General features: G+C 33.8%; 14 protein-coding genes and 1 pseudogene. 8 read left to right on the forward strand and 7 right to left on the reverse strand.

Annotated elements, in window-relative coordinates; all coding sequences use genetic code 11:
• Window positions 1–432: 432 nt before the first annotated feature.
• The 4 genes from F6K06_RS14930 to F6K06_RS14945 all read right to left on the reverse strand — a co-directional run bounded on the left by F6K06_RS14930 (window position 433) and on the right by F6K06_RS14945 (window position 4855).
• Window positions 433–591 (reverse strand): hypothetical protein, encoded by a 159-nt coding sequence (locus F6K06_RS14930; protein WP_287241881.1) that lies wholly within the window; start codon window positions 589–591, stop codon window positions 433–435.
• A 614-nt stretch (window positions 592–1205) separates the two neighbouring features.
• Complete coding sequence (locus F6K06_RS14935) at window positions 1206–1670, reverse strand: DUF4332 domain-containing protein (RefSeq protein WP_161564565.1); 465 nt, start codon at window positions 1668–1670, stop codon at window positions 1206–1208.
• 876 nt (window positions 1671–2546) lie between these two features.
• Entirely contained in the window at window positions 2547–4613 is a 2067-nt protein-coding gene (locus F6K06_RS14940; RefSeq protein ID WP_124145372.1) for an AAA family ATPase, read from the reverse strand.
• Complete coding sequence (locus F6K06_RS14945; RefSeq protein WP_124145373.1) at window positions 4610–4855, reverse strand: hypothetical protein; 246 nt, start codon at window positions 4853–4855, stop codon at window positions 4610–4612. Before F6K06_RS14945 ends, F6K06_RS14940 begins: the two co-directional genes overlap by 4 nt.
• Window positions 4856–5560: 705 nt before the next feature.
• Between F6K06_RS14945 and F6K06_RS14950 the strand changes: the two genes are divergently transcribed.
• Window positions 5561–6424 carry a formyltransferase family protein gene (locus F6K06_RS14950; protein WP_287241884.1) on the forward strand — a complete coding sequence of 288 codons (864 nt, stop codon included), beginning with the start codon at window positions 5561–5563 and terminating at the stop codon, window positions 6422–6424.
• Between the two features lie 313 nt (window positions 6425–6737).
• Here F6K06_RS14950 and F6K06_RS14955 read toward each other — a convergent pair whose 3' ends face one another.
• Window positions 6738–8090 (reverse strand): DNA phosphorothioation system restriction enzyme, encoded by a 1353-nt coding sequence (locus F6K06_RS14955; RefSeq protein ID WP_124145409.1) that lies wholly within the window; start codon window positions 8088–8090, stop codon window positions 6738–6740.
• 816 nt (window positions 8091–8906) lie between these two features.
• Between F6K06_RS14955 and F6K06_RS14960 the strand changes: the two genes are divergently transcribed.
• The 4 genes and pseudogenes from F6K06_RS14960 to F6K06_RS14975 all read left to right on the forward strand — a co-directional run bounded on the left by F6K06_RS14960 (window position 8907) and on the right by F6K06_RS14975 (window position 11150).
• On the forward strand, window positions 8907–9296 hold the full coding sequence (locus F6K06_RS14960; protein WP_287241886.1) for a hypothetical protein: 390 nt from the start codon (window positions 8907–8909) through the stop codon (window positions 9294–9296).
• Window positions 9272–9661 (forward strand): annotated as a pseudogene (locus F6K06_RS14965) (HAD-IC family P-type ATPase); the annotation flags it as partial. The gene F6K06_RS14960 and the pseudogene F6K06_RS14965, both read left to right, overlap by 25 nt.
• Window positions 9662–9822: 161 nt before the next feature.
• The gene (locus tag F6K06_RS14970; RefSeq protein WP_124145378.1) at window positions 9823–10680 is read left to right on the forward strand and encodes a sugar kinase; all 858 of its coding nucleotides are present in this window, start codon (window positions 9823–9825) and stop codon (window positions 10678–10680) included.
• 245 nt (window positions 10681–10925) lie between these two features.
• Entirely contained in the window at window positions 10926–11150 is a 225-nt protein-coding gene (locus F6K06_RS14975; RefSeq protein ID WP_124145379.1) for a hypothetical protein, read from the forward strand.
• 33 nt (window positions 11151–11183) lie between these two features.
• On the opposite strand, the gene F6K06_RS14980 is transcribed toward F6K06_RS14975, so the two are convergent.
• Window positions 11184–11435, reverse strand: coding sequence for a hypothetical protein (locus F6K06_RS14980; RefSeq protein ID WP_124145380.1), 252 nt, complete (start codon window positions 11433–11435; stop codon window positions 11184–11186).
• Window positions 11436–11833: 398 nt separating this feature from the next.
• Here F6K06_RS14980 and F6K06_RS14985 point away from each other — a divergent pair, with 398 nt between their 5' ends.
• Window positions 11834–12097: a hypothetical protein gene (locus F6K06_RS14985; protein ID WP_161564566.1), complete on the forward strand. Its 264-nt coding sequence runs from the start codon at window positions 11834–11836 to the stop codon at window positions 12095–12097.
• Window positions 12098–12789: 692 nt separating this feature from the next.
• Here the strand turns inward: F6K06_RS14985 and F6K06_RS14990 are convergent.
• Entirely contained in the window at window positions 12790–13842 is a 1053-nt protein-coding gene (locus F6K06_RS14990) for an adenosine deaminase (RefSeq protein ID WP_124145381.1), read from the reverse strand.
• A 776-nt stretch (window positions 13843–14618) separates the two neighbouring features.
• On the opposite strand from F6K06_RS14990, the gene F6K06_RS14995 reads away from it, so the two are divergent.
• A complete protein-coding gene (locus F6K06_RS14995; RefSeq protein WP_124145382.1) occupies window positions 14619–15953 on the forward strand; it encodes an adenylosuccinate synthase in 1335 nt (444 codons plus the stop codon).
• Between the two features lie 1363 nt (window positions 15954–17316).
• A complete protein-coding gene (locus F6K06_RS15000; RefSeq protein ID WP_124145383.1) occupies window positions 17317–17913 on the forward strand; it encodes a 50S ribosomal protein L25/general stress protein Ctc in 597 nt (198 codons plus the stop codon).
• Window positions 17914–18189: the final 276 nt, after the last annotated feature.

Below are 18189 nucleotides of genomic sequence, written 5' to 3' on the forward strand. Positions count from 1 at the left end.
TTGTCGGTAGAGTTTTTCCAACTCTTCGATACTTTTGTGTGGTTCTAGCTTTAACAATCTCGGCATGGCGATCGCCCAACTCTTACTATTCATCCCTTAATTTATCAGGTTTAATTTTTTTATACCGATGCTACCGGATTTGATATTAACCCTTATAATTAAATCTTCTCACAATTATTTGAGCAAGGCAAGGCAAACAATCTTGCTTGATGATTTTAGGTGCTTCACAAGATGAAAATTTTTCCGGTTTTTCAATAGAGCGTTGGCGGAGCAAGTGCGGTAGCTACATCGCTATCAATCAATAACTAATAAAAATTACCTCAAATCTGATTATATCTGGGTCTTTTATTTCTCTAGACTGTTTGTGGCAGTGAGTGCTGAGTATTTCATAGATATTTCTTGATTGAATAAAAAGTCAAGCGCATAGGCGAGTTAACCCTTATAGTTAAATCTTCTCACAATTATTTGAGCAAGGCAAGGCAAAAAACCTGGGCATTTTTTAGGTGCTTCACAGAATGATAAATTATGGGATTTTTCTTTATTAGCGATCGCTTCTATCAAAAAAGCAGCTTTGAGCACTCCCAGTATCATCTCCGATTTACCGGGAGAGGATGTCAAATTTGTGTCTTTTATTTCTCCAGACTATTTCATAGATATTTCTTGATTGAATAAAAAGTCAAGCGTATAGGCGAGTTAACCCTTATAGTTAAATCTTCTCACAATTATTTGAGCAATGCAAGGCAAAAAAACTGGGCTATTTTTTAGGTGCTTCACAGAATGACAAATTGTGGGGTTTTTCTTTATTAGCGATCACTTCTATCAAAAAAGCAGCTTTGAGCACTCCCAGTATCATCTCCGATTTACCGGGAGAGGATGTCAAATTTGTGTCTTTTATTTCTCCAGACTATTTCATAGATATTTCTTGATTGAATAAAAAGTCAAGCGCATAGGCAAGTTAACCCTTATAGTTAAATCTTCTCACAATTATTTGAGCAATGCAAGGCAAAAAACCTTGGCAATTTTTTTAGGTGCTTACCAAAATGAAAAGTTGTGGGGTTTCTCGCTAGATTTTTTTTAACTTTAAGCTGTAGGGTTGCTGTTTTTTCTCTTAGTCCTAAAGATATCAGGATATTAGTTAGTATATTCCTTTAATTGTTGGGAGTTAAACTTCAAAAATCATTATTTGTTTACCACTACCTTTTTTCTTAATCAGACCAATCTATAGACCATTTTTTTAATGGTAATTTAGTAGTTGGCACATTGTTATGGGCACTTTTTCTTTGAAGATTTGTTGCCTGAGCAACCCAACTTCTAACCATACTTAAACTAGGTAAGCGTTGCACGAGTTGTTTTTGATGGTTAAGCTTCATCATCTGATAGTGGAGTGTTTCAGGAAACCGATTTTTTAATTCAGAAATTGTATGTATTCCCAAAGCTGATAATAGGGAAAAATATTCCCGATCTACTCCTTTAATTTGTGATAAATCAGCAAAATTTACCCACTGAATAATCAGGTCTTTTTCAATAGAAGTAGCTTGCTCCAATTCTTCTATTCCTGCGAGAGAAGAACATTTTTCTAATAGTTCTGCAACATTAGTAATACCTACTTCTATTAATTTTTCAGCATATACAGAGTTCATGCCTTCAATATCTTGAATATTATGTATCATAATTTCTCTTTTGTGTAACATTTGACTATTTTACCTCTTTCCGAGGAGCTATATTCAAGAAGTCAAAAATCAGAAGTGTGTTTGCGGAGCATTCGGACTGAAAGTTAGAAGTTAAAATTAGTGGGAGATTGTTGCTCACCACTAATTTTTAACCGCTAAAATAAAATTTATAGCGGGGTCATGTCACTATATTTCTCAGTCTAAAAATAGAGATTTTATTACCGAAAATGATTGTGCGAAAAACTTCTGACTTGGTGAGTTCCTATTTCTGACTTTCTTAGGTCATGCTGCACAAACGAGCACAGCGATAACGGAATAATCTTATGTATAAATGCAAGATAAAAAGGGTGAGATTACTCTAAAATATCTCCACTTAACAACTTGAATTGATATTACTAATACTAATTCACATAAATAATGTAATTTCAGTTATCAGTTAGCCTCCTGCTGGAAGAACTGCGTTAAAAGTACCTCTAGCTGTTTGCGCAGCATTCCGTAGGAAAGCAAGAAGCTTTAAATATTGAATATTCTCTTTTTTATCTCCTTAAAAAGGGAACCTTGAGGCCAAAATTTTTCGGTCATATCTAATGAGGTGAAATAATCATCTGAAATTATTTTCAATCAAAGTTTAGGTGTTCATGGAATTTTAAAGGATGAATGTCTTGAGTATGTCTTACCTAGTTGTTTGCGTAGTATTTCCGGAGGAAAGTTTTTCTCATAATTAGACAATTGATGGATGACTTCTGTGAAACTGTATAGTTATAGCAGAAGGAAGAAGTAAGAAGGAAAAAGGAAAAATCTTGCGTTGTCTGAGTTTTAAACTTTTGATATGTTCTAACCTTTCCTTCGACTACTATATATTCTACTATTTAGAGTTTAATCATAATCTACCTCAAGCACTTCTGTATATTCAAACTCATTCGGACTACGTTTTACCAAAGGATAAGATTCTCCACTTAACTGAATAGCATCTTCTTCACAATCTAATTTTGGAGAATTATAAGAAAGCACATATTCTCTGCCAATATAATCAGCCATTTCTTCCGCTACTTCACCTCGCCATTGAGTTTTAGTTACCAATACAACTAATTGATTTGCTAATTGAGGAATAATATTAGCAATTTGTCTGCGATAAATTTCATCTAAACTGCCAAAAGGAGAATCCATTACTATGGGAAAAGTGCTACTATCGGGTCCCATTAAAGTATTTTTTTGACTCCAGATTCTTACTTCGTCAATAATACTACCAATAAATGCCAAACTGAGGATTTGATTTTCTCCTGTAGAAGCGGCAACTAAAGCATCTTCTCCACCAGTATTTTCTACTAAAGTTAATTCATAATTTTCATTCAATTTAGGAATATAGGGAGTAAAAGAAATTTCTGAAAATAACTCTTGTACTCGTTTTTCTAAAGAAACTCTAAACTGTTTTTCTAGACGCGCTCGGACTTCTATCAATCTATTGATAGCATCTTGAGTAGCTGCAATTCGCCTTTGGGCTAAAACTTGTTTTAATTCATTCATTTGTTGTTTATCAAGTTGTTTATCTAAGATTTTAATTTCTTTATTTAAAGTTTCTAGCTGTAGAGCATTTGACCCAGTTTCTCGGTTTAAGTTTCCTACCTTAATTTCTATTTCATCTAACCGTTTTTGTAACTGCTGAATATCTTCATCTGGATAACTTCGTAGTTTTTTTTGAACTGACTCTAACTCATTTTCAACCCGTGAAAGTTGATGACGCAATTTTTCGATATTAGCTTGTTGTCGATCGACTTCATCCCAAAACTCTAGTACTTGTTTATCAATTTCATCTATCTGTATACTCATTCTAATTGCGGTTTCTTCTACATCAGCAATTTCGGCTTTTTCCATCCATTTTTCTACTGATTTTCTCCCTAGAGAATCTATAGTTAATTCTGCTCCACAAATACAACGTTGTTTTTCTAATAACTGTTGTACAAACTGTCTTTTGATTCCTATGGGCAACTCACCTTTTTCTTTTAAATTACCAAAAAGTTCTCGGAATTTTTCTATGGCATCTGACAAAAAAACCATATAACCACGAGTTGATATGACTCTTTTTAATCCCTGATGAGCTTGTAATATTTGTTCTTTGATTGATACTATCTGGATGTTTAATTGGTCTTTTTGTTGGGGTAATCCTTCTGCACCTTTAAATTCCACTAAACGACTACTAATTTCTTTCTTAACTTCTCGATGATCTTGTAATTCTTTCTCTATCTCTGTTTGGCGTTTTGATAATTTGTTAATTTCTTGTTCAATTTGATTTTTTTCTTTCAGCAGTTTTTTAGTTTCAGGATTACCAATTAATCTCAAATCAGTTTCTAAGGATTTTTTTGCCTCCCCTAAATGTCTAACAGAACGATTTAATACTTCAATTCCTAATAATTCTTTCGTCGCTTCTGCTATTTCACTTTTCCGGTCGTCTCTAACAATATACTCAATTCTTTCTCCGTCAAAAAAGAAATATCTATGTAAACTTTCTGGCAAAATTCTACCAATAATATCATCAGGATGTTCTGGAGGTGGAGACCAACGTCCGTCATCTCCAGCTATCTGCATATATAATTCACTTTTACCATGTTCAATTTCATTTTTTTCATTGCGATAAGCTCGAGATAAACGTTTGGCTTGATACCATTTATTATCATGTTCAAATACAATTTCTACCCAACAAGCTATGGCTTTACCAAGTTTTGCTTCTGTAATTGCTCGTTTATTTACCAGTTGAGTTTCTATTATAAAAGCGGCGCTAAATTTTTCATAAAGTACCCAAGTAAAGGCGTTCATTATGGTTGTTTTACCTGCACCATTATTGCCATGAATAATTGTTGTATTTTTCTGGCCTGATGCCAGAATTATTTCTGGTGTTTTTCCGTAAAACTGACGAAAGTTACACAGGATAATGGAAATTAATTTCATTGCACCGCTTCTTTAATAATTTTGAGAATATCATCGTTTATCCGGGGTGTTTTTTTATAAAGTCGGTCTTTTTCTAGTTGTAATACTCGCCCAATAATTTGCTTTACTTCTGGGGGTGCGGTAGTAATTGGTTCTTGAATGTTATTCAGTTTTGCTTGAGTTTTAATGTCATACTTTGAATGTTTTTCTGAAAAAATTATTGATATTTTTGTGGTTAGTTTGTCTGAGTATTTTGAAGTCATTTGAATTTCAGGAGGGAGCAGGGAGTAGGGAGTAAAGAGTAGGGAGTAGGGAGTAGTGTTTTTAGGCATGAAAATATCTTTGCTCTTTTCCTATAATCGTTAAAAAACATTGCTGAATCTTATTTATTACTTGATAACTGAAATATTGAAGCAAGATAAAATTATTTCAATATATTAGTATGATATTAATTATATCTAATCTTTTCATATTGCCTATATCCTAAAGATTTTCACATTTTTATTTATAAACCAATCCGGTAATAATACAGTTCAACAAAATTATAGTAAACTATTTGTGAAAAAAACTGTACTACCCCTAAGTTTATGAAGTTGGTATTATTATATTGGGTTACTAGGTGTTAGGTGGTAGATATTATACTAAATCCGGTTTAGACACCAACAAATATTATCGAAAACACTTTTTATTTATATATTATAATTCTTGCATAAGTCAGGGAATAGGGAATAGGGAATAGGGAGATTAAATTGTTGATTTCATCTATTGAATTGATTTAATTAAAACTTTTGCAAGAGGTTTATTATTTGCCTATAATTATTAGATGGTATTATAAATAGAATTTTGATTATGAGCGAATTTATTGTAGGCATTCCATTATATTCTTGTGTAGATTTATAGATATCCGTCATTCAGCTTTTTCAGACTCAGCTTAAATCCCAAATATATGTTGTTAGTAAGGTGCATCCATGAACCATAAAAAATTTTACTTATTGGTAGATACGAATATTCTTTGCTCTTATTTGGTATCAAAATGGATTGAAGCGTTTGGAGATTTGCCAAACTTCCAGGGAGTGATCGTCAAGGAAAAAGTTCAACCCGAAAGTTTACTTAAAGCTAGAAATGCTTTCCACGCTCAGTATTCTGGTCAAAAACATTTGACAGATGAAATTTATCAAGCTTTGACAGATTTATATCCTAACATTGAGCCGACTGAGCAGGCGATGATCGAACGTGATGGTATAGCACCGTACTCGAGTACTGGATATTCTCAAACCATATTTCTTGGAGATAATTTGAATGGAGTCTATGCAAAAGAATGGCTCATAGAAGCATCAAAAGATTCTGCACCTTTAATTTTTGTTTGCGTAACTCAAATCCTCAAACCGTGGTGGATAGAAATGACACAATCCCAACTGTTCAATTGTCATTCTGCCATTTTACCCTATGGTCGTGGAATGTATTCAGTAGAGAATATTGCCATTCTCCAAGATGTCAATAAATTTAGGGAAGTTGTGGGAGTAACCATCCATTACATCGATCAAGGTGTTGACACAGGACTAATTATTAAGTCTCAAAGAATCATTGACCCGTTTCAATTTGACTCTATTTGGGCCTTGAAAGCCTACAGTTATTTATTCGAGTTCGATCTTTATGTAAAAACTGCTCAAGAGATATTAGCTGATAGTCAAACAATTCCGGCTGGAATTTCCCCAAATCCTGAATTGCAAGGACTAAATTATAGGATCAAGGAATTGACACTGGAGAAACAAAGACAAGCAGAAAAAGCTTATTTAATGATGAAAAAGAAAGAGGAGAATAGATTTAGTTAATACTAGAACATTTTGGGTGCATTTCAATTTTGAATAAAGCCAAAAAGGGAACAGGAGTTAGGAGTTAGGAGGGAAGAAAGAAGCAAGAAGCAAGAATTCATTCATTGATAATGGATAATTGATAATTGATAATTACCTCTGGTTAAAACCGAGAGGATTGAATATAAAGAAATATTATTTATTTTTTCCCCTTAAAAGGGGAGGCTTTAAACCAGAATTATTTAATTATTAATAATTAATAATTAATAATTCGGTAAGAAAGAAGAGGAGGAAAAGGAGAAAGTTTTTGATCGCTAATTATCTGGACATGATATTAAATATCTAATAATCCATATCTTTTTTGAATGTTTAATAACTTTCTCCTAGCTTCCCCAGAATTATCTGCTAAATCGGCAAATTCTAAGAACCTTTTCAACTCCTTTCTCAGTAAATTTCTTTCTACTTCCAAGGTACTTCTACCCATATCTGGAGGTAAAACAATCATATCAAATAAAGTTGCCCTTTCCTTACTTGGATGAGGTCGTAAAATTCTGCCTCTTCTCTGAATAAACTGTCGAGGATTTTGACTACTTGCTAAAATAACTGCATTTTTAATTGCTGGTATATCTACCCCTTCATCTAAACATCTAATTGCTACTAAACCTTGCAATTCTCCATTTTCAAATTGTTGCCTTAATTTTTCTCTTTTTTTAATTGAAGTTTCAGTAGTATAAGTATTAACTCGATAACCTAATTCATAACCTAATATTCTTACCACTGCTTCCATTTGTCTTAAATTTGAAATATCTTCAGTTTCTACGGAACTATCCCCACAATAAAATAAAGTATGACTGGTTTGTAAACGATTAGCCATTAATGCTTTTAATGCTGTTAATTTATTTGTGGCTGAAGCAACTAAACGGGAACGCTGAATTAATAAAGCAGTTAAGTCTTCTTTTTCTATCTCTACATTTTCTTTTTCTGATAATAATAATACCCAACCAATCTTCGAGGTTAATTTTGCATAAGCGCGACTTTCTGCTTCAGTCAATTCTACTAAAATTGGATAATAAAGATAACGAGCTAAAGCACCTTGTCTAATCGCATCAGCCAAAGTTAATTCAGGCTGTAATACTTCACCAAAATAATCTAAAATCGCTGTAGTTCCTTGGTCATCAAAATATCTTTCTGGTGTAGCAGATAAAGCAAGTCTTAAACCAATATTTTTTGGTAAACTCTTCTCTAACTTGGGCGAACCTAAATGATGTGCTTCATCCCCAATAATCAGAGTTTTTTCAGGAAAATATTTAATTTGAGATTGGAGACTATCTGAAATAAAAGTAGAGTTTGTAGTAATAACAGTAATAAATTCTTCATAGCCAGAATGAATATTATAAAGTGTAGTAGAAAGTTGATTTTGCCAAGTATGTACATTCTCAAAAGCGAGAATTGGTTGGAGAGAAAATTTTTCACATTCTCTTCCCCATTGAGTTACTAAATGACGATAAGGACAAATAACAATTAATGCTTGTAAAGCAATTTTTTGATAAAGTTGAGTAGCGATCGCTAAGGCAGTTATTGTTTTTCCACTACCTGTTGCCATCTTCAAAATTCCCCTACCTCTATTTGTAAACCAATTATTAATAGCTTGTTCTTGATAGGGTCGTAATTTAAGATGAGATGGCATTATTGGGTAGCTAAAGTCTATTATTAATTTATTCACTTTTTTTGATTTTTTAGATACACCAATTTCTTACTAATAAATCTATTTTATAGCAATTCCCAAAAAGAGTGAGCTACAAAATTTGTTGGTTCTAGGGAATAGGGAACAGGGAATAGAAAACAAATAAAGATAAGTGTACCTAATTAGGTTGAGAAACCCTATATCAAAATTACCACTTAGCTATAGCTATCCTCAATAGAACATGAACACTTACAGCAGTTTTGTAGTTGATGAGGTACAAAATTTTAGGACTTTAGGGAGTAGGGAGTAGGGAGTAGGGAGTAGGGAGTAGGGAAAAAAAGATTAGCCTTAAAAGCGTACCTCACTATTCTAAAAAGTGCTGTAACCATACATAATTATTAGACATAAACGTGAAAAAGATATAGATTTTTGGCTGAAGTAGACAAGAGATACTCATGCAAGATATTTTGATTGAAGAAGGAGTCAGGAGGGAAAATTGCATCAGGATTATAACCCCAAACAATTTTGAACACTGTTTAGACGGTGGGGTATTAAACCGATAATTAAAATGAGAAAAATATATGAAAATAAAATTATTATTGATTTTATGAATATGTCTATATTATTATGCTAATGTCAGAATTCAGTTAGCTATTGATTTTGGATGGGGTAATTTCAGTTATCAGTTATCAGTTATCAGGTAAAAGCAATTTAAAAATTCAGATAGAATAAAAAGTCACTACTAGATTACATTCCCTTAACAGTGAGAAGTAATCATAACTATGTTGCCAAAAAACTTAGTAAAAACTATCTTTAACTATGATGAATCAGAAAAATTTTTCTCTGCCTCAATACCTCCAACTTGCTCAATATTATCCAGAAGCATTTGCTGCGGGAACCTGTGCTGTACTGATTTTTTTGAGTTGGTTTTGTTTACAAATTAATTGGGTTGCTTTAGCACTATTAATTCTAGCAACAGCTTATGTAATTGGTGGTTATGAAAGTGCTAAAGAAGGTATAACAACTCTCTGGTCAGAAAAAGAATTAGATGTTGATTTATTGATGATTGTTGCTGCTTTGGGAGCTGCTTTTTTAGGTTTATGGCAACAAGAGTATCACTTAATAATTGATGGAGCAGTGCTAATTTTAATTTTTGCTATTAGTGGCGCTCTGGAAACTTTTATGAATTATTACCAGAAGAGAAATTAACAGTAATTAAGCGCTTGCAACAACAAAATAGAAATGTAGCAATGGTAGGAGATGGTATTAATGATGCTCCCGCTTTATCCCTAGCTACAGTTGGTATTGCTATGGGTAATGCAGGTAGTGATGTTGCTTTAGAATCGGCAGATATTGTATTAATGGCAGACAATTTAGAAAAATTAGTAGAAGCTATAAATTTAGGTCGTCGCGCTAATCGTATTATTAAGCAAAATATTACTTTTGCTATTGGGTTTATTTTCCTATTATTAGTCGCTAACTTTACTGGAAATATCAATATGCCTCTTGGAGTACTCGGTCATGAAGGGTCTACAGTTTTAGTAACATTAAGTGGTTTACGTTTACTCAAATAATAATCATAATATAGCAATCAGACTAAACCTGATTTCGTATAATTACTAGAAAAAAACTGGGTATTTTTAGCAAACATTTATCAATTTGTCTGACACGCTCTTTGATTTTATTTTGAATACTGTCAATATATTTTTTGAAGTTGCTAAAGCAGAAATAAAAAGTGACTAAAACCGGACTATTTGTGGGATTAATAACCTTAGATTTACTTTATCTCACAACAACTTATCCCGAAAAAAATCAAAAAATTGTTGCTGCCGATTATACTATTACAGCAGGGGGACCTGCCACAAATGCAGCGGTAACATTTAGCTACTTTGATAATCAAACAACTCTTCTCTGTGGGCTAGGAAATCATCCGATAACTCACCTAATTAGAGCAGATTTAGAAAAGCAGAATGTCACGATACAAGACTTAGATAAAAATCGTTCCGAACCACCACCAGTTTCATCAATTATTACTACTCAAAAGACAGGCGATCGCGCTGTAATTTCTATCAATGCTACTAAGTCTCAAATCTCAAAAGAATTGATTGACCCAGATATTATTAATAATATTGATATTCTTTTAATCGACGGTCATCAAATGGCAGCGAGTTTAGAAGTTGCTCGAATTGCTCAGTCAAAAAATATTCCTATTGTTATAGATGGTGGTAGTTGGAAACCAGGATTTGAGGAAATTTTACCTTTTGTTGATTATGCTATTTGTTCTGCTAATTTTTATCCTCCTAACTGTGAGAGTCAAGAGGAAGTTTTTACCTATTTAGCAAATCAAAATATTCCACATATTGCCATTACTCAAGGAGAAAAACCTATCAAATATTTGAGTCAAGGTAAGTTTGGTAATGTGGAAGTTCCAAAAATTAATGCTGTTGATACTTTAGGTGCTGGTGATATTTTTCATGGAGCTTTTTGTCACTATATTTTTGATGGGGAATTTACAGAAGCTTTGGCAAATGCTGCTAATATTGCTGCTCATTCTTGTAAATATTTCGGTACTCGGCAGTGGATAATTAGTTAACAGTTTATTTAGTTATCAGTTAACAGTTATTAGTTGTCAGCTATAGCGAATTTCATCAGATTTAATTAAAATGGGAGAGCTTAATATTACAAATTTGGAAACTCATACCATTTTAATTAAATTATGACATAAACCTATGGAGCTTTCCTATACAACAAATATATCGAGTGTTTTAGAGTTCAAAAAAAGATATTGGTCAGAAAAATATTAGTATCCTTTATGGTGAAGATTATGAGCTTGTAGATTTGTATCTCATCTCTTGCAATATTGAAAATACTGGTAGAAAAGTAATTAAAAATGAAGAAATTACTTTTGATTTTATTCATACAAATGTTGGAATTTTAGAACAATTTTCTGATCCACCATTGAATGATAACTCAATGGGTATGGATGAAATTAAGATAGAGGATATTAAGCAAAGTGAAGTAAAAAAAAAGGTATTTTTTCAGAGAAATTTTACCGAAAAGTAAAGTAGAATTTCGATTTTTGTCGGGAAGACGAACTCAGGAAGATAAAGTACCAAAATTATTTGTTTCAAATAAAGATAGTAAAAAAGTTGACCTTACTCCAAAAGAATATAAAGGAGAGAGAGATGAAATTTCTAGAATAATGAATTTTGTCAGCTTCTTGATATTATTTTTTGCTCTTCCACAAATCTTGGAATTGATTCCTTTTTCTGGTGACATTCTAGCTTTTTTAGCAAAATTAGTTATATTTGTAATTATTATTCGAGATATAGGTACTTTTTGTGACATACTCCGACACTAAGCTGAAGCTAAAGTGTGAGCTTCTCGTTTCGCAGTCCCGGTACCCCGTCGGACTCCACGAGCTTTAAAGACGGAATGCCCTGCGGCCCTATAAGGGGAGTGTGGGAAGGTAGGGAGACGGAGAGATGGGGAGATGAAGAGATGGGGAAATATTTGGTAATGGTTGAAGATGGAACATTTTTTTATACCGAATTAAACGGATTTGATATGATTTTTTAATAGCACTTTATATTTTTGAAATTTGTATATAGTGTTTCTCGAATTAGTAAGATACAGTTGTTTTTCTTCTTTTCTATCCTCTGTTTCCCAAATTACTACTCCCTACTCCCTACTCCCTAATCCCTACTCCCTAAAACAAACCAATTTTGTACCTCAAAATATGGGAATTGCTATATTACAGCAGTTTTCTAGTTGATGAGTTACAAAGTTTTATTGCTCTAGGCAACAGGCAACAGCCAAAAGTTAGTATTCGATCGCTATTAAGTGGAGTATCCATAGCAATAACTGGTATACCCGAATTAATAGCTTTTTCGACGGCAGGAACTAATCGAATTGAATCAGATGAACCGATAATAATTCCATCTATTTCTTCCGTTTCAATTAAATTTGCTACTAGAATAATTTGGTCTTCAACAAATTCTGTTGTTTGAGGTTTTTTTGGTCTTCAACAAATTCTGTTGTTTGAGGTTTTTCGGAATTAATTATACTTATATCTACATTGAAATTTTGTGCTGCCTTTTCAGCGCTTTCTTTAACGTCTTTCCAATAAGGTTCTTGTGGAGTTGTTTTGAGGATGTAGGCTATTTTCCAAGGTTGGGTAGCTTTAATTTCTGTTTGAAAAATTTCGTCACAAAGGTAAGTAAGAAGTAAGAAAGAAGAAGGAAGAGTAAGTAGAGCAGGCTAAAAAAAAGATGTTGCATTTTTAATCAAAAAACCCCTAAAAGCAATGAAGATCAACTTTTGAGTTAATTTACAATTTGATACATAGCGCCCAAAATTTACCATGTTCTACTGAAAAAAAAGGAAAATAATAATAGATATAGATCACAAATAGGATTGGAGAGATTCCTTCTAGGTATTAATTTCTAAGTTATTTTTTGTGGAATTATATTGAATAATTGCTATTACTAACACCAACTGTGAAAAAAGAATGTCACGAATAATAAGGGCGGTTAAAAGACTTTACCGAATAATTAAGGTTTAAAACAACTCCAGTTAAAAGGAGATGTTCCTTTAAATAAAAAGATAAATTGATAAATTCCGGCCTATTTCATATTAGATAAAAAAACAGCCTACTTATAGAGTGAAGCTGCCTTAGAAATGTACTTTTTACTTTTATGTTTTATGCTAGATTAGAATTTACGGCTCCTGCAACTATAGGTTCTGGCTGTAATAATCCTGTTAACATTTCCTCTGGTCGCTTACTATGAGGCCAAGCAAAAGCATGACGAAATGCTGCATTTTGACAAGCTTGTAGTTGTCGAAAATCAATCACATCTAAGGTTAGTAAATTCTCATATTCAAACGGCAAACGTACATTATGTAAACCAGCATTATCTGTACAAATAGCAATATCTACTCCTGCATCAAAACATTGGTCAAATACTGTCTTTAACTGACTCATATTATCCATAGTACCTGTTTTGAAATAAGTAGTTGGACAAACTTCTAAACATTGCCCTTTGTTAGCTACTTCTTTTAATAGTTCTGGATGTTTTAAAGGAATTTGAATTCCATGACCAATTCGCATTAAATAAGGTAGTAATTCTGGATGACAACCGTTGGGAGTTTCATAAATATGTCCAGTAGTTTTTACCCCCTGGGAGCGCGCATATTTATATAGTTTAATAAACTCATCTATACGTTCGCCATAATGATTATCTCCACCAGCTAAATCTATAGCACATACATATTCTGGCATTTGCACTGCTAAATCTACAATTGCTTGATTAACTTCAGAGGGTAACCTACTGTGCATACATAAAATTTGGCTAGTAACAATCGGGTATTCATTTTGTTGACTTGCCTTACCCACAGTTGTAACTATTTCTGACATTAAATCTATACGTTCAGACTGAGATAAATGGTCTGGAGTTCTCAAGTAAGGTGTATAACGTAACTCTAAATAAGCTAAATTTTCAAATGTATAAGCACCTCGAATTAAGCGATAAATAAAGTAAGGCAATGTCTCAATAGTTTGAACGTGTTCTACTAACGTATGTAGTTCTAAATATTCATCTAATGTGTTCCTTGGTTTGGTATAAAATTCTTCAAATTGTTGATATTCGGGAAAACGGTTTGCTAGCTCCTCATTTTGGCGTTGGAAATATCGCCATAAAACTCTAGGAACTACGGAACCTCCTAAATGTCTATGTAATTCTGCGTGTAAAGCCATAAAAATCTAATTCATCCTTGTAAGTATAAGTATTAATAAGTAATCCTAGTTTCAGTAATATATAGCTGTCCTAAATAAGTTTTGCACAAATGAAATGTTAGTTATCTAAATACTGAGGGTTATACCATCAGAGTAGCTCAAGCTATCGCACCCCATGGTGCCACACCCGCTACTTCTGTACAGGTAGAACGGCCATTAGCTTGCCAATAACTATCGTTAACGCCCCTACTAAAAATTACGAATTTTGTACCTCACGCTTCTTGGGAGTTGCTATAATTCCATATTTTATCTAAGACAACAATAGTATTTTCTAGGATTAAAAAATCAGTAGTCACCTAGTTAGGATTAAAGAATCGAAACAGTATTTCAACACAAAATCAAATAGTCTGATTTTTGCCTCTTTACCAATTGATAATTAGAGCTTGCTGGTTAAGCATAAAAGCATTTGAGAGATAGTGTTAAAGGTAAAAACCTTTTTTCACAGAAATTAAAGTGCTAGCTCTTAGGAGTGAAAAGCTAATATTTTGAGCAGACCTAAGCTGAAAAATCTCAGACAATTCTTCTTCCTAACCTCGTTTATAATCCCCATTTATCCTGTACGTCGCTAATCCGACGACTCCCCTACCTGACTCCTGCTATTTGAACCCTAAATGACAGCCAGAATTTGAGGCATACGACCTTAGCTTATTGTAACAAAAATTAACAAAAATAAATTGACATAATTTTTAGTTGATGCAATAATAAAAAATTGTGTTAACTATCCGTAGAGGAGACCCTTGGCTAACGTAATAGTGATAGGTGCCCAGTGGGGCGATGAAGGAAAAGGAAAAATTACTGATTTGTTGAGCAAGTCAGCAGATGTGGTAGTGCGTTACCAGGGGGGAGTAAATGCTGGCCATACTGTTGTTGTTGATGGTCAAACATTTAAACTACACTTAATTCCTTCGGGTATTCTTTATCCTGATACTGAGTGTATAATTGGTTCTGGAACAGTGATCGATCCCAAGGTTCTGATTGAAGAATTAGACCAGGTTGAAGCTTTAGGAATTTCCACATCAAATTTGATGATTTCTCAAGCTGCTCATGTGACAATGCCTTACCATAGACTAATAGACCGGGCATCGGAGGAACGTAGAGGCAGTCAAAAAATAGGAACTACAGGAAGAGGTATTGGTCCAACTTATGCTGATAAGTCTGAGCGTACTGGGATTCGGATGATTGATTTGATGAGTCCAGATAGATTAAAAGAACAGATAAATTGGACAGTTAACTATAAGAATGTAATTTTAGAAAAGCTTTATAATCTATCTCCTTTAGACCCAGATGAGGTAGTAAAAGAATATCTAGAGTATGCAGAGCGTCTCAGACCTAATGTTATAGACGCGTCTTTAAAAATCTACAATGCAATTCAACACAGACGCAATATTTTATTTGAAGGGGCACAAGGTACTCTCTTGGATTTAGACCATGGTACTTATCCTTATGTTACTTCCTCAAATCCAGTGGCAGGAGGTGCTTGTGTGGGTACGGGAGTAGGGCCAACAATGATTGACCGAGTAATTGGGGTGGCGAAGGCCTATACTACTAGGGTGGGAGAAGGACCATTTCCCACGGAAGCTAAAGATGATATAGGGACATTGCTACGCGATCGCGGTGCAGAATTTGGGACAACAACTGGTCGTGAACGTCGGTGTGGATGGTTTGATGGGGTAATTGGACGTTATGCAGTCCGAATTAATGGTATGGATTGTATGGCAATTACTAAATTGGATGTATTGGATGAGTTGCCAGAGATTAAAGTATGTGTAGCTTATGACATGGAGGGTGAGCGTTGTGAAGATTTTCCCAGTAGTTCTTTGCAGCTAGCTAAATGTGAACCTATTTATGAAACTTTACCTGGTTGGCAAAAGCCAACTATAGATTGTAGAAGTCTTGAAGATTTACCCAAGCAAGCTTTGGATTATTTACGGTTTTTGGCAGAGCTAATGAATGTACCTATTGCCATTGTGTCTTTAGGAGCTAGTCGTGATCAGACTATTGTAGTTGAAGACCCAATTCACGGGCCAAAGCGAGCACTCCTAGGTTCCCATGGTACTACGATTATTTCTTAATCGATCAAATTTGATTTTGATGTGATTTGGCTATAAATGATAAATGATAATTGTTTTTAATGTGGATGGGTATAAAGAAATCTCAAACTAATAATTTAGAGTTTAAGGAAGGAGAAAAAAATTGTTTAACTCCCATTTTTTCTCAAAAATTATTTTTTATTTGACTTTACTGACCTACTCAAATAATAAACTGCTGGCAAAAGTAAAAGTTAAATATTAATTTATTCCGTTTTTTTGGGGTTGCATAGTTGCGGGATGATGATTAAATTTGCTGAAACTCAAACTTTTGATCAATAATGGCAAATTTTTGGGCAAATATCAAAATCATCCCTTAGTGATGCAATGCCGTTTTTTTAATACCTCTTCTATTTCTGTTATTCCTCTGGATACTAACTTCTGCCAAAAGCATAATTATCTTTTCTGTGGCGGGTTTAATACCCCACTGTCTAAACTGTGCTTAAAATGGCTTGGGGTTTGAATCAATAAGCAATTTTCCCTTCTGCCTTCTGCCTTCTTCAAAGATATTTTATCGCAGTTGAAGCAAAGGTTAGGACAGCTAAAGAATCTAAAACTTAGACCAGGTAAGATTTTTACTTCTGCCTTCTACAATAAAAGATTTGGTAATCCTGTCGCCGTAATGGTACCTTGAGGCAAGCAAAACTTAGAACGGGAGCAAGATCCTCCTACTGGTTATACCATTACAATGCACCACTACCGAAGTTTGGTAAAAAATCCAGAAATATATAAAAAATTGAAAATCTGATTCCTCGATCCTAAGAGATTTTTTATTATGATAAGCTGTAAAACTAGAATGTCTAAAAGTTCTTTTACAGCGCTTTTCGTTATTGCCGTTTATTTCTTCTTCCTTGCCTCAAAAATGTAATTATAGTAGTTTAACTTAAAAATGAGACGTTTTTTCGTCTGAAACTCCCTAATAGCAAGAAATCTTTGTTTCAATCTAAAGTTAAATGACTATAAATGTAATTATCTGTTCAGGTTTTAGATTATCAGTCCGATTGAATACTGATAAATAAGGGAGTAGGGAAAATAGATAAATTTGTTGTTGAAGTGAGAAGAATGTTTTTTCCAAATAGCTATTAGACATCTGGTGAAAATAAACTTACCCTTTATTTAATATCAGCTAGAGTTGTAAAAGTCAGTTCCCTAAATCATTTTTCGTACCTTTTTCCTACAAATCTATTCCCTGTTGCTTTCCGGAGCTGTTGCCTGTTGCCTGCTATGTGCAAAAAGTCTATATCTTTTTCACGCCTATGTCTATTAAACAAACATTATATTAATTGTCAATGTCATGTATCCAAAACTTTGGTATAATTAGTAAGCAAACTAAGCGAAAAAAGTCAAGATGGAAGTTACAGTAGAATGTCAAAAAAGACCTGAAGGTAGCAAAACCAAAGCTCTAAGACGAGAAGGATTAATTCCTGCAGTATTATATGGTCATCAAGGTACAGAATCAGTTCCATTAACAATTGAAGTTAAAAAAGCACAAAAGTTGTTAAAAGATACCTCTATTAACAATACTATTATCGATCTTCAAGTTCCTGATATTTCTTGGAGTGGCAAAACTATTCTTCGGGAAGTTCAATCTCATCCCTATAAACCTTTAATTCTTCACCTAAGTTTTTTCTCCGTAGCTGCTCATGGAAGTTTAGATGTAGAAGTACCTATACATTTTGTTGGCGATCCAGTAGGAGTTAAGGTAGATGGTGGAATTTTAGACCAGGTTGTTACAGAATTAGCAATCAGATGTAAACCAGATAAAATTCCTGAAACATTGGATATAGATATCTCAGGTCTTAAGTTAGGAGAGTCTCTTCAGCTAAATCAAATTACTTTACCAGAAGGAGTAGAAGCGGCAGGAGAAGCAGACCTAGTGTTAGCGCGTGTAATGGCTCCTGTGGGAGCGTCATCTACAGAGTCGGAGGGTGAAGCAGCAGAATAAAGTAGAGATTTCATAGTATCAGTTGATATTATTATCTCTTCTTTTGTGGGTTTAATACCCCACCGTCAACGGGGGTGTTGAAAATTGTATGGGATGATAAGACACTCAATGGCGTGTAGAAGACTATCCATGAGCAATTATACCAAATTGATAAATGTTTGCTACAAATAGCTAGGGTATTTCTGAGAAATCAACCCACCCCTAACCCCTCTCAGGAGGGGAACTCAGGAGGACTAAGTCACACGGGAATGGTTTCAATACCAGTTTTTAGGTCAT

It is taken from the genome of Okeania sp. SIO1H4, from assembly GCF_010672695.1.
In the GTDB taxonomy this organism is placed as follows: Bacteria; Cyanobacteriota; Cyanobacteriia; order Cyanobacteriales; family Microcoleaceae; genus Okeania; species Okeania hirsuta.